The 14,321-nt window shown below is 47.6% G+C and carries 10 protein-coding genes and 1 rRNA gene; 2 read left to right on the top strand and 9 right to left on the bottom strand.

Translation table 11 applies throughout. The features are described from left to right. Nucleotides 1–33 precede the first annotated feature (33 nt). Nucleotides 34–2,965, bottom strand: a 23S ribosomal RNA gene (locus tag K9W43_07390). 1,272 nt (nt 2,966–4,237) lie between these two features. Here K9W43_07390 and K9W43_07395 point away from each other — a divergent pair. Together K9W43_07395 and K9W43_07400 are read left to right on the top strand one after the other, a co-directional pair. Beyond that, nucleotides 4,238–5,197, top strand: coding sequence for a hypothetical protein (locus K9W43_07395; protein MCF2137057.1), 960 nt, complete (start codon nt 4,238–4,240; stop codon nt 5,195–5,197). A gap of 501 nt (nt 5,198–5,698) precedes the next feature. Then, nucleotides 5,699–6,643 carry a hypothetical protein gene (locus K9W43_07400; protein ID MCF2137058.1) on the top strand — a complete coding sequence of 315 codons (945 nt, stop codon included), beginning with the start codon at nt 5,699–5,701 and terminating at the stop codon, nt 6,641–6,643. A gap of 287 nt (nt 6,644–6,930) precedes the next feature. On the opposite strand, the gene K9W43_07405 is transcribed toward K9W43_07400, so the two are convergent. The 8 genes from K9W43_07405 to rph all read right to left on the bottom strand — a co-directional run bounded on the left by K9W43_07405 (nt 6,931) and on the right by rph (nt 14,303). After that, on the bottom strand, nt 6,931–7,530 hold the full coding sequence (locus K9W43_07405) for a hypothetical protein (protein ID MCF2137059.1): 600 nt from the start codon (nt 7,528–7,530) through the stop codon (nt 6,931–6,933). A 221-nt stretch (nt 7,531–7,751) separates the two neighbouring features. Next, a complete protein-coding gene (locus tag K9W43_07410) occupies nt 7,752–8,396 on the bottom strand; it encodes a hypothetical protein (GenBank protein ID MCF2137060.1) in 645 nt (214 codons plus the stop codon). A gap of 13 nt (nt 8,397–8,409) precedes the next feature. Beyond that, entirely contained in the window at nt 8,410–8,973 is a 564-nt protein-coding gene (locus K9W43_07415; protein ID MCF2137061.1) for a hypothetical protein, read from the bottom strand. A 208-nt stretch (nt 8,974–9,181) separates the two neighbouring features. Beyond that, entirely contained in the window at nt 9,182–9,952 is a 771-nt protein-coding gene (locus K9W43_07420) for a hypothetical protein (protein ID MCF2137062.1), read from the bottom strand. A gap of 26 nt (nt 9,953–9,978) precedes the next feature. Beyond that, the gene (locus tag K9W43_07425) at nt 9,979–11,187 is read right to left on the bottom strand and encodes a hypothetical protein (protein ID MCF2137063.1); all 1,209 of its coding nucleotides are present in this window, start codon (nt 11,185–11,187) and stop codon (nt 9,979–9,981) included. A gap of 206 nt (nt 11,188–11,393) precedes the next feature. After that, nucleotides 11,394–12,044: a hypothetical protein gene (locus K9W43_07430; protein MCF2137064.1), complete on the bottom strand. Its 651-nt coding sequence runs from the start codon at nt 12,042–12,044 to the stop codon at nt 11,394–11,396. A gap of 4 nt (nt 12,045–12,048) precedes the next feature. Beyond that, nucleotides 12,049–13,242: a hypothetical protein gene (locus K9W43_07435; protein ID MCF2137065.1), complete on the bottom strand. Its 1,194-nt coding sequence runs from the start codon at nt 13,240–13,242 to the stop codon at nt 12,049–12,051. A gap of 356 nt (nt 13,243–13,598) precedes the next feature. Further along, the gene (gene rph, locus K9W43_07440) at nt 13,599–14,303 is read right to left on the bottom strand and encodes a ribonuclease PH (GenBank protein ID MCF2137066.1); all 705 of its coding nucleotides are present in this window, start codon (nt 14,301–14,303) and stop codon (nt 13,599–13,601) included. Between the last annotated feature and the right edge of the window lie 18 nt (nt 14,304–14,321).

The raw sequence follows: 14,321 nt of genomic DNA on the forward strand, positions 1-14,321 counted from the left end.
ATGTTGGCGTCGCCACCCCCATCGTCCCTCGGTGGGAGCGCCTGCAAAGTGGGTATCTATTTTTGGGTCCGGCTTCACGCTTAGATGCATTCAGCGTTTATCCGTTACGACTTAGCTACCCGACAGTGCCCTCTCGGACAATCGGTACACCATTGGTCGCGACGAAGCGTTCCTCTCGTACCGGCTTCATCTTGCCCGCAGATACCTTAAAGGACCATTAGATAAAAACCAACCTGTCTCGCAACGGTCTAAACCCAGCTCACGTTCGGTTTTAATCGGTGAGCACCCGCACCCTTCGGGTCTTGTGCAACCCGAGGATACCAAGAGCCGACATCGAGGAAGCAAGCCGCGTGGTCGATATGAACTCTTGCACGCGACAACTCTGTTACCCCTGAGGTAAGTTTTTTGTCATCTCCACCGCTCTGCAACTTGCAAGTGAAGGTTCGCTAGGCCAGTCTTTCGACCCTGGTCCCGTTGCTTTTCGGGGACCAGTCAGCCGAGCTTATGCCCTTGATCTCGACGAGACGTTTCCATCGCCTCTGAGCTCAGCATAGGTCACGGCTGATCTCTTGTCAGCCGTGTGCCGCCCCAGCCCAACTGCCTATCAGCCGGTGTCCCTAGACGCGCATGGTCTAGGTTAGCCACCCCCATTGTCATAGTCAGTGTTCCATGGACGCATCCGCACGCCCCGGAGAGAGTGCTTCAACGCTCCTGACTACGCTCTGTATGGCAACAGAAATGGCAACGACTGACTGCGTAGTAAACCTCTGCAGGGACTTCTTTTCCCAATGGTCCTACATACACTGTTCGGTATGGTGTAGGTTCACCCGGTTCCTCCTGGGGACAGTGGGGACCTCATTGCTCCCTTCATGCACGTCGGCATTTAACCGACAAGGCATTTGGCTACCTTAAGAGAATCATAGTTATTCCCGCCGTTAACCTGTGCTTCGACCCGTTTCCGAGCTTTAACAGACAGGCACAGAGCAGGATTCACTGACTGTACAAACGCTTACGCGCTCGCAGTCAGCTATGTTTGTATTAAACAGTTGGGACCCCCTAGTTACTAAGACCTGGGAGGGCTTGCACCGACCCAGGCACGGCACATCCCGAAGTTACGCCGCTAATTGGCCGATTTCCCTCAGGCAGGATTGACCCGGATACACCTTGGCCTTCTCAGCCAGGGAACCTGTGTCAGTTCTGGGTACGGACTCGGAAGATCCTTCCGGCATTGTTTTTCAAGGTCACCAGGAATGAGCCAGACGGGTGTCCGACCACCCGCTATTCCACGTTTCGTCTACCTCTCACCATTACGGTTCTCAGTAGAGTTATAGTGTTAAACACCGCGAGGACGGTGCCTGGCCTGTCCAGATGAGTCGCAATGCCGGCGTAGCGTTACCGCGGAGAGTACTTCCGAGGTTCAGGAATATTAACCTGATTCCCTTTCGTGGAGATCGAATTACGATGCCACTTAGGACCGACTAAGCTTCGGCTGATGACGCATCGCCGAAGAACCCTTTCCCTTTCGGTGACATGGATTCTCACCATGCTTCGCTGTTACTACTGCCAGGATCATCAAAGCCGGCCGGTCCACAGGAGCTCACGCCCCTACTTCTACCCGACCGGATCGCTCCGCTACCGGATCACACTCTATTAGGAGTGTGCCGTGTGGTCTCGGAGGCCAGATTTAGCCCCGTCCATTTTCAAGGCCGAGAGCCTCGGTCTGTGAGCTGTTACGCTTTCGTTCGGGGATAGCTGCCTCTAAGCTCACCCCCAGACTGTCTTGGGCTCTCGACGCCCTTCTTCACCGCACTTATCTGGCACTTAGGGTCCTTAACCACACTCTCGGTTCTCCCCATCTCGGCATGCCGGGCTTACCCCGGTCACCCGTCTCCTGCCATCTACGGTTCTTGCAGCTTCGGAGTTTTCAGGATGGTGAAAGGCTTTACGCCTCCCGGGCACATCCGAAAGTGCTCTACACCACAAGATACCTCAAGCAGGGCTTGGCTGCGACCAACTTCGCGGAGAACGAGCAATCACCAGTCTAGATAAGCCTTTTACCCCTAGGCCCAGTTCAACGGAACGAGTTGCACGTCAGAACCCTATCGGGCCTCCACCGAGCTTTCGCCCGGCTTCACCCTGACCAGGCCTAGATCGACTGGTTTCTCGTGTCATGGGAGTGACTACGCGCACTATTCACACGCCGCCCCTGACCGGCGAACCGGCTGCGGGCCTGTTGGTTTCCCTACGTTTACGGCGGAAAGCCTTATCCTCGCCACGCCCATGAACTCCCTGGCCCGTGTTTCGAGACGGATGATGCTGACTCGATCCCCTCGGATCTTACTGGGGAATCGCTTCCTGTTCATTCTCCGAGGATCTCCTCTTGTAATCAGCATCCTTTGAATGGACTGCTGGTTTCAGGTGCTTTTCACCCCGCTTCCGCGGCACTTTTCAACTTTCGCTCGCGCTACATAGTTTACTATCGGTTTGGCTGAGTATTTAGGCTTCCCAGGTTGCGCCTGGGATGTTCACGCGAGAAAACCAACCCGCGCTACTCGGGGACACCGGACATGCCCGTGCGTTACGCCTACGGGGGTATCACCCTCTTCGCCACGTCGTTCCAGACGACTTCGGCTTCGGCACGTCGGCACATTCCCGGGCCCACACACCACATCTCCCGTTGCTCATCGAACGGGATTCGGTTTGGCCTGTTCCCCTTTCGCTCGCTGTTACTCAGGGAATCACTATTGTTTTCTTTTCCTGGGTCTACTAAGATGCTTCAGTTCGGCCCGTTCCCAATCCAGGAGCGACCCTGGATCCATGGGGGGTATTAACCCCCACGAGGAAGTCCCATTCGGGGACCCACGGATCATAGACTTCATGCGTCTACCCGTGGCATATCGCTGCTCGTCACGCCCTTCATCGGCTAGCCAACCAAGTCATCCACCAGCAGCCGTACAGCGAATTGCAGGTCTACTCATGTGACCGGCACAGTATCACCTGTTGTGTGGCACGAGGCCACGTAACAGAGAAATTGACTGTTACCAAGGACTCTGAACGATCGAACACGCGAACGATCATCTCCCGATTGAGGGAGGCGACAGTTGCTGCTGCCCAACCGGTCAGGTTGTTTGTTTGTTTGTTTGTTGTATCGGTAAAATCGGTTGTAGGTAAGTGAATACATACGATCAATCATAGGATTGATCGACAGTATGAATGTTCACAGTGTATGTGCAATTCTGCATTGTACTGCTGATGTGTACGCAAATGAACTCCGACCGGACCCAGAGAGGATCACGGAGGGATGTACGTACACACACTAGATTACATGTATAATATTTTGTTTATACACGGTCCAGTCTTCATCCTCTGCAGTCCCGGTACACAACTCTTGGTGCACAGCACCGCATCGAGCCGTCTCCGAAAGACCTGTCCCTCATCGAGAATGACTCCATCTGCCGAGCGATCGATCCGTGCAGGTGCCCAACTCCTGCCAGCGACGCTCTGTCTGGTCCCGATGAGTCTCCACGGGGGCAAGATTGTGGAGAGCCTCCAATGAAAGGAGGGCTTGTGGACTGTGCGCAGCCCAAATGAGAGGGGTGCGCGCTCGGCTGCCAACTTGGCTTCCGTTTTAAACGTTGCTATGCGTCGAGGTTTGCCAGGACGGTTCCACAGCGACCTTCTGAAGCCGCCGAATAATTCCGCCTCTACTCGACGAATGCAAGGTATCTGCACGGCATTACAAGATAAAGCTTACGCAATGCACACTCGTGCACATCTATCACTGAGACCGAGAGATGATCAATGAGCGCCAATCTCAGAAGTGATGAGGGGGAATATAATATGTCATGTAACCTCAGAGGCCCCTATAGGCCATTCGGCCATTTTTCAGGTGCGGAGAAACAAAGTAAGCCAGTCAGACTGGCAGACGATGAAGAGTAAGACTTCCACGCTCCAGATCTCTATGGGCATGCCATCATACGATGTGTGCTTTTTGCCAAAGATGAGAGACCAATTGATAGGCAAATTCCTTAAGATCATTCAGAGCGAGGTTTAGAAATTGTACGGATTTCTGAGTGTGCCTTGTAACAGTACGAATCATGGATTGTAAAAGGATCGCACTAATAAGATAACATAAGATTTGTTCTATAACTAAATTGAACAAAAAAATATAAGGGCATCTGATGAGTAGAGCACGATCGCAATAAATGCGATTAACCAAGATAGGAGAGAAAGAGTATTGGAACAATATGGGGAAAGAGAATATATTGTTACACTCTATGTTGTATTACCGTTGGTATTACTTTCATTTTCTATGGGTGCACTGACCCTGTTTGCCAATGATGGCCAGTTAACTCCAACAGTGGCATTAACAGATAAACAGAAACAAGCCATAGCCACAGCATTTGCAACTCTAAGTTCAGGACCGGGGCGCATACCTGTAGGAATTATGACAAAATATACGACGGAAGCGATATACTACCAAGCAAATACAGTTGCCAAAGTATTTTCGGATTACAATATTGCTCATCCAGGTAGTTATGTCACGTATAAAGCAATAGGAGACCAGGCAACCACCAACAAGTTCAAAAATTACCTTTATACAACGAGCCGGTTACATGTTGCTGCACATGGATCATGGACCACCAATGAAAAATCTCAAGTTGATTTGTACGATGACAACATTGATGCAACACTACTTGACCAGTGGACAAAAATCTATGGCTCATGTAGACTGGTATTCTTAAGCAGCTGCAATAGCTTGGGACACAATGGACTATTAGATACCACCTTAGCGGACAAAATACAGGACATCTCTTATGTACAAGCCGTCATTGGATACAAAGATGTAGCCAACTTAGTTACGGCCTCAATGCTTGCAGAAGCATTCTGGACGTACCATGCCAACGGATTGGCAAGCCAAGATGCGTTTATCACAGCAAGAGATCAAACTAATGGGCAAATAAGTCAACTTGAGAATGAAGTTGATGCAGGAGTTGCAATCACATTAGCCATTCTTGCAGCCATTGGTATTTTCGGATGGGTTGCAGCCCTCATTCTTACTCTGATAGCGATTTACTCAATACATCCCCTTTTAGATGAAATGAGAGATACAGTGAGTAATTTTGAGATTGTTGGCACAAATGTAGATGGCCTAAATCCTCAACCGGGTGGTGGAGGTGGTGACACACCCATATAAAAACCATGTAAATGACGGATAGATTGGCATTAGATGGGAGCGTGTTCAGCGATTAATCATCATAGGAGATTCCAACCACTAATTAGTATAGCCATAATCATGAGTATAATGATATCAATTACTACGACTGCGAGCATGCTTCCACAATACAACTGCATTCATAAAAAAAATATACCTGGATATCTCATCAATCACACTGATACATTATCATCAGATGCACCATATACAATAACTCGCCGCCAAGCGGTCATCGATTATCTCATAGCACTCTATTCTGAAAATGATGGTGCATTTCATGCGTATCTAACTGACCCTCCGACGTTCCCCAAAGAAGGAAGGGTGCCAGCTATTTCAGATGTACTTCGCCCATTTCGGGTATTTGAACGTTTGAAAGCGACAAGTATCTTAAATTGGAGCGCCTGCAGGAAATTTCTTAAACAACTGGTCAATATTGATCCTAAAACTGCATGGAATTATGGGTTAGTCAATTACTCAACCCAAATGGGTACCGGAGTCATCCCTTGTGAGAATGCAGTTGAGTTATTTCCGAAACTTGAACTTTCTGATTGGCTGTACAAGGAGCAGATTGCAGAATTTATTATGTCCGCTCAAAATCCGGATGGCGGATTTACTGAATATCCACCATCTAACAATCCTTCAGAGAAACGATCAAATCTAATAGTGACATGGACAGCACTTAGTGCTCTTAAAATGTTGCATCGTCTCTATCTTGTTGATACGAGAGCAGCACTCGACTATGTCCTATCCTGTTATCATGAGGATGGCGGATTCTCAAATGTACCTACTGCTGATTCTGACTTTAGTTATGTGCCGTTAGGTCTCATATCTTTAAACATCCTAGGAAAATTCAATCTGGTTGATGTGTCCAAGACCACAGAGTATATCCTCCAGTTTTGGGATAGTTATAAGAGCTGGGGAAAAGGACCAGCCTATGGGATTGTTGCTGTTGAAAGAATTATCTGGTCACTATCTATGATGGGAACACTTGACAATATTGATGTGAATAAGACGGTCAGCAATGTTCTAAAATGTCAGACTTACTACAATGGTGCATTTCTTGGAGACCTTATTGGATCTCCCGAAGAGGAACGATTGATATGGAGTGAGGCTGCCACTCATACCATTGAGATTTTGGGCCGATTGGACGCATTAGATGAAAATATCACTATTCTACATCATCCAAAATATACAATTCCTCAATGGTGGATAGATCATATCAATAAAGAATATGGAAATAATACAACAACGAACATCCCACATTTCTATATTGGAACCGTTGATGTGCTTGCCATTCTCTCAGATTGGTCGACTCCTCTCACATTTTCGGTTCTTGCAGCAATTCCAATATTATATATTCATTACCAGAATAGTCAACAACGCAAGGCACGTCGTGAACGTCTTAAGCGGCGAAAAAGAAAGAGATAGCATCCGTTACAGGATCACAATGGTGATAACACAGCGATCACAGGCAGTGCAGTCCTTAATTTCAAAAGAGCACGTCTATGGCGACCGACCGGCCTAGCCCCACTCGTGCACCAAGTACACGACCTACTATCCCCAGTTCACTCATGAGAATTCCTTCCTCACCTGTCAAACTCATCAAATGGATATAAACGTTATAAATTACCCCGACAGTCTTGAGTGGTATTATAACTACAACAGCCACATCCGATACTACGAAGTTCCAAAGATGTGAACTCTACTCAACAATCTCAATTATATTCATCTACTGTCTGAAACAGCAGGCTGGGGGGTGCGAAGGCAAGCACAGGACGCATGTCAATGGGCGAGCTCTTGACCTTCAATGGTCGAGTCGCGGCCAGTCCAAAGACTGTCACTACTGCAAGCTCGCCGAGAAGCCACCCCACAACGACACCAATGACCCCAAATCCCAGGACTCCAATCGCAATGCCTACAATTGAACTGACACCAATCTTGTCGAGAGCCAAGTCCGCAGTCATGGTCAACGATCCAAGTTTGAGAGCAAGCTTACGTGACAATGGCCCACTGATATAAGTACTTGCCATTGGAATCAAAATACCGTTGATTTGTGACATGATATTTCCTACGCCAAGTACCGCAGTGATGTAAGGCATCAGCAGCGATATTGCATAAGTGATAATCGCCCCAAGGAAAGTCAATACAAACATGCTCATACGAGAAATAGCAGCTGTTATCAAACTCCCAATGAGAGGCGCCGTGAGTCCTCCGAGTATGCCTGTACAGAATACCTGCAAAGCTGGTTTGACAAGGACGGGCCAGATCCAATCTAGTAGTAATGGGTTGCGGGCAGCTACACCAAACTTGGACATATTTGGACATTGTTTGTAGGAGTTTAAATACTCCCGGCCACAAGTCACGTATGACCTTCACTCTGATGGTGAGGTTGTTATTGCCCACTGCCGTTGGTGGGCGGACTATGGACCCACTGTCCAAGAAAGTCCAACTTACAATCAACGGTCCCCCAAACTGATACTCAAACAATCTAAGAGAGTACTATAACGAAATCTTAACTCCAAGACTCGAGAACGTATTAAGAAATATCGATTGACTGGCTGGGAGACAGTGGATCGCCGTTATCATGGAGAGGAACTAATTCAAGCCTAAGTGAATCAAGTTTGCGTCTAATATCGGTAAATTGTAGACGAAGACCCTGTAATGATGCTTGGTGTTGGGCCCTATAGTATTCAATAAGATTAAGAAGGGATGCAACTATAAGAAAAGAAAACACTGGGAGATCGAAGAACATGGTCAACAAATTACCATCATTTGGAAGCGGACACATATAGCCCCATATCCTGTGGATTACTATCGAATAGCATATTCCTATGAACGGAAATAATACTAGAAGCAAAAACTGAATTCGCCCGATGTGAACAACGTGATCACGGAGTGCAGTCGCATATAATCTGTGGAGGGGATGATACACAATTAGACCGACTAGACCCCCGATAATGATACAGAGGTACAAGACAGGTTTGACGTATGCCTTACCTAAAAATGCAACTAGAGCATCATCGACCGGATTGTGGGTAATATAAACATAGGGGGAGAGAAAATACGGTAAGGATATAACGAATACGAGAACGTAGAGCGTTAAAAAGAACCAATTGCCATACACTATCACCGATGTATCCTGAACCATGCGTGCATCTGGACGATCATTATCACGAACCATCTCTCTCGCCCTATCATATTAATCTATGTTCGGATATAGTGGCCATCACAGGGCTCGGCCATGCAAGAAGAGGAATAGGTTCAGGAGGTGTGATTATGGGGAGGCCTATGTCTAGTGGAGTTCCTAATGGAGTTGTTTGAGGGGGGGATACAATATCTGTGTTTATCATATGAATCCACCAGCTACGTCCTATTTTTATGCGCATCTCGCCACGCCTCAGAAATTTGTAGAATATCCAACCGGATCCTGTTTCATCTTTTAGGTAACTTTCAACAAAATATCCATTTATCAATCCAATAATAGCTAATGCAGCTCCAATAAGTATTGCGGCAGTAGTAGAGGCACCAGTAGAAACTATCCCAAGTGCAACACCGACTCCAAGTATAATCTGTACGTAAGGAGCAGGACCTCCAAGTTTCCAGAAATTCACCACATCTCTAGAAACATGATTCACCAGCATGCCACCAGTAGCATGACCATAATAGTCTTTGGTGGTACGATCAATAGTAAAGTCAACCGATGGACCCACGCCCATCTTACCGTAGTAGTACGTGTAGTCTGGATGATCATAGAACACCTCATTATTAGGGTCGATATTGCACGCGTCCCAGTTTATCCCCTTGTAATAGATATCATCGGGAATGGATGAAGTAGACGGTGAAGGATAAGAACCACATAATAGTGGTCGCCCTTAGTAGTAATAATTCCACACATTCATTGCGATGTTCCATACTGATTCTTCGTCGTATCCGTACGTGATTTAAGAGAAGAGCCCACTAAATCAACTAGCTATTGCTATGTGCCGCAAGGAACAATGCCACCTCGTGAGGAATACACTCATCTACATACTTCAACGTCAAACGGACTTTCGGACCATGAACGACTGTCGGACTTCCCTTTCTCCATAAGCGCCGCCACCAACTAACATCACCTACACTCATCACCATACGTCCCGTACGATCTACCAGATGAAGCCTATAGAAAAATAGCTCTCTGGAATACCATAGCTCCTCTGTATTATCCCTTACGACCCAGCCACCATACCCGTCGCGAACATCAGGCACGAGGGAAGTTTCTACAGTTCTACGAGAACTCCAAGGAAAATGAAATTTTCTGAACGTGTGGTCACTGTGATACCTATCGAGATAGTATGTGCCTCTGGTAGTCTCAAATCGAACAGCATTCTTGCCACGACAACCTACGAAACTCTCATGCCCCACACTTGTGCGAAAGGTCACTCCACTTGCATCAATGATTGCAAACTCTTGGTGTTTCATACCAAGATCGTAGAGTGTAGTCGCATCCCAGATAGTCGAAGTCTGGAGCAAAAGAAGGTACACCTCATTCCTGTGACCAGCCCGCTCCAGTGTCCATGCGTACGAAAAACCATATGGTATCGGACATTCCATCCTTTGAAGAGTGATCACCATACCAGTGAGATCCAAGGATTCAGCGAGTGTACCAGATGGAGGATATCTGGTGAGTACCTTAGTCCTCCAGCGCTCGATGCGTTGTTGCATCTTCAACTTAATCTGGTTAGTCACTTTCACTCTCAACTACATCAACTCGTAACCGCTCATCCTCAGAAGTATATCATACTATGTGTAGTGAGCTGTGGTGCATAGGTATACGATATAAAATCGAATACTGGTTCGAGAAAAGCTACTAAGATTGCTGTCAGTGTTCCGACCCCAATTTTCGCTATTGCTTTCATTACATCTGCATTGAATATTGAGGGGCCAAACCTTACAGCAATCTGCCTTGCAAAAGGCCCTGTGAGTTTTTCCTGAACGATTCCAGTAAGCATTGAGTAGATAAGGTTTCCATCAAGCTGGAACATCTGCAGAAACGGAATAGCTATAAGTGATAGAAGGCGCAGCAAAAGAGATGAGATGAACGAGAGGAAATAGAGTTTCATCATCAGTTTTGACAGTGATGTTGCAGCACTGATAGCCACAGTTCCCAGTCCACCAAGTGCAACAGTAAGCAAGACTTGGAGAAACGGTTTAATTAGCACAGGCCAGAGCCAGTCCAAGACGACATTGCCGAAACTTATTTCGAAGCAGTCCAGCATCACGCCTACAAGGTCCCAGAAGGTGGGGAGAGAAGCGGTGGCATCTGCGACAACAGCAAGAATCGCATACAGAAGAAGGTCAAACACATTGGCAGTAATTGAAAGACTTCCATGTAGAGTCCATCCAATGGATACCACAATGTTGAATGGCGCAAGAAGAGTAGGAGTTATTATTCCGGATAGTAGAGCAGCAACTCGTGACATAATGACACCGAGAACAATGGGAGTTCGTTCCAGAAGATAGACTGCCAGAAGTCCTCCAAGAGATGCATCAACTATTCCAATGAACCCTATTGCGTCGGAAGCAGAAATATACTTGTTTACCTGTGCCGAGTTACACGCCAACACGATATCTTTGCCGGGAGTCATCTGAACTCTGCCACTAAATGCCTTCCACGAAAGCTCATGTGATTGTGCAAGAATGCCCTCTTCAGACCCATGCGACACCCATACCACTCGTCCAATTGTTCGATGGATGGTCAGTACATACTCCAGTGATCCATACTCCATCACTTGTACGTGCGGATCATTTGCCACGATTGTTCGCACAGCAGTACGCACCGCACTGTCATGATGCATGACCACCACCACGTCCGAGACCACTGGAGCCGAGAGCGGCATGACCCACAATGGTGATAACACAGCAATCACAAGCAGAGCAGTCTGAAGTTTCAAGAGAGCACGTCTATGACGACCGACCGACCGACCGACCGACATAGCCCACTCGTGCACCAAGTACACGACCTACTATCCCCAGTTCACTCATGAGAATTCCTTCCTCAACCAAGCATTAGACCAAATACGTATAAACCTTACCGATCTGCAAGACCATCTGAGGGTGAGTGAGGAGGAGTTGAGGGAGTCCAATGTGGTCCTGAGAGAACGGACAGAGAAGAGGGCAACAGTCCTAAAGCATGAAACAATTATGAGAGATCGATGGAATGACTAGTGGATGGGAGAGGGGATGCATCATGAAGCGGAACAAGTTCAAGTTGTGAAGCATTGCGAAAACGAATCGCGGTAATTTGCAAGCCAAAACCATTTTGTTTTGCTAACTGATTAATTCTATGATATTCAAGAATATTAATGAGAGATACCACTATACTAAACGAGAGCCCTGGAAGTGTGAAGAACAGGGCCATTAAATTTCCTGTGTTAGGATAGGGAATAATATAGTTCCATATTGCTTGTAGTCCAATTATCCAAAGAAATCCAAGATACGAGCCAAACGATATGAGTAAAATACGCAAAACTCCAAGTCGAACAACTTGATCACGTAGAACTGTGCTATACAATTGGTGGATTGGAACGTAGAAGATCAGACCTAGTAGACCACCCAAAATCGCACAAAGATACAGCATAGGCTTAACATTTGCGCCACCTAGAAATGCAACTAGAGCATCATCGACCGGATTGTGGGTAATATAGACATAGGGCGAGAAAAGATATGGTAATGCCACAATAAGAAATATTAGAATGGATCCAACCAAAAATATCCAGTTGAATCGTACAAGGACTTGTGGACTTCCCGTGGGATGTCGAGCAAGCGTTTGTTCATTTCGCGACTCATTCAAACAATTATCTCCCTCGCCCATTCTCTATCGCCCATCTCTTTATACTATGTACGGATATAGTGACATCACATGGCTCAGGCCATACGATACCTGAACAACCGTCAGTTATTATATGAAGCCACCATCCACAACCAATTTTCATCCGCATCTCATTTATTCCAAGAAGTTCGTAAAATACCCAACCTGCACCTTTTTCATCAGGAAGAATCGTAGATGCAAGTATTGTAACGGTGAGACCAGCTATAGCAAAAACGGCTGCAACAACCCCTATAATGGCTGCGGCAATAGCAAGAGATGTACCTGCTGTAATCACACCAAACGCAATAGCTAATGCTATAACAGAGGCAACAAACCCTAGTAAAACTTCTGCAAGTGATGCGACACCACCTGCCTTCCAAATTTCTACAGTGCCCCTTGAAACATGATCCACCTTCATACCATAGTCGCCACCATTGGGATCATGGCGAGTACGATCAATGGTAAAGTCTTGTGATGGCCCCACTCCCATAGTTTGGTAGTAGTACGTGTAATCCGGATGGTCATAAAACACCTCGTTATCAGGGTCGATATTGTATGCATCCCAGTAGATGCTCTTGTAGATGAAGTCATAGGTAGGTGGAGGCGACGGTGGAGAAACTCCTCCTGTGAGATGCAGAAGAATAGGTGCGTCCGGATCAGTAAAGAGGTCTGTCAAGCGACTCATAAACCTAGTCTGAAGAGTGCGAATATTGCCTCGTGTTCCCGAAGTGGAGGAGGACAGAATGAATGATGCAATAAGTCCCCCTAAGATGGCATCTATCATCCCCCCAAAACTGAGAACAGCGCCCGTAGGAACATACTGATTGATCTCACCCGAATCGCACGCCAACACAATGTCCTTACCCGGAGTCATCTGAGTCCGACTACTGAACGCTCGCCAACTGAGCACCTGCGCCCCTGCCACGATTCCGTCATCCGATCCATGAGAGACCCAGACGACCCTTCGGACTACCCGATGAATGGCCAGAGCGTACTCCAAAGAGCCATACTCCATCACTTGTACGTGCGGATCATTTGCCACGATTGTCCGGACCGCAGTATTCACAGCACTGTCATGGTGCATGACTACTACCACGTCCGAGACCACTGGAGCCGAGAGCGGCATGACCCACAACGGTGATAACACGGCAATCACAAGCAGTGCAGTCCTCAGTCTCAAGAGATTACGTCTATGGCGACCGACTGACCGACCGACCTAGCTCTACTCGTGCATCAAGTGCACAATCAACTAGCCCCACTTCACTCATGAGAATTCCTTCCTCAACCAATCATTAGACCAAATACGTATAAACCTTACTGATCTGCGAGCCATTTTTAGACTGGTTGAATTAGATGATTAGTAGCAGGAACACCTGCCATAAACTTAGAAGTTGAAGTTTCCCAATGTGAATCTGAGAGAACGGACAGAGAAGAGGGCAACAGTCCTAAAGCATGAGAATATTATGAGAGATCGATGGTTAGACTGGAGCATATGGTGATCTAGTGACAAACGCACATATCCAAATTGATGCGGAGTTACTCTTCGATGACTTGACGTTGGTAGTCCATGAGTTCACGGATCCCCTTTTTGGCGAGAGAGAGGATCCCGTCGAGTTGTTCATGGGTAAAGGTAGCACCCTCGGCAGTCCCTTGGACCTCGACATAGGAATCGTTCATCATCACGACGTTGAAGTCCACATCAACGGCCACGTCCTCCTCGTAGCAGAGGTCGAGAAGGAGATCACCATCGGCAAGACCGACACTGACCGCAGCCACAGGCCCACGGATGGGGAGTTTGAGGAGCAGATCGTCCTGCACGAGTTTCTGAAGGGCGTCGTAGAGAGCGACATAGGCCCCGGTGATCGAGGCCGTACGAGTGCCGCCATCGGCCTGAATGACATCGCAATCGATACGAATGGTAAAGTCAGAGAGAAGATCGAGGTCAACGGAGGCGCGCAGGGAGCGGCCGATGAGGCGCTGGATCTCGTGGGTGCGCCCACTGACACGATAGCGGTTGTTCCGTTCGTTGCCAGCAGCAGGGAGCATACCGTATTCAGCGGTGACCCAGCCCTGACCGGAACCGTTCAGCCAGCCCGGAACGCCCTCTTCGACAGTAGCAGTACAGATCACTTGAGTGTCGCCGGTCTTGATGAGAACTGAGCCGGCCGGATGTTTGAGAAAGCCGCGGATGATCTCAACGGGGCGGAGCTCATCGTTGGCGCGTCCATCTACTCGTGGCATATTAGAGAGGTCTCCGTC

It is taken from the genome of Candidatus Thorarchaeota archaeon (assembly GCA_021498125.1).
Classification (GTDB): Archaea; Asgardarchaeota; Thorarchaeia; order Thorarchaeales; family Thorarchaeaceae; genus B65-G9.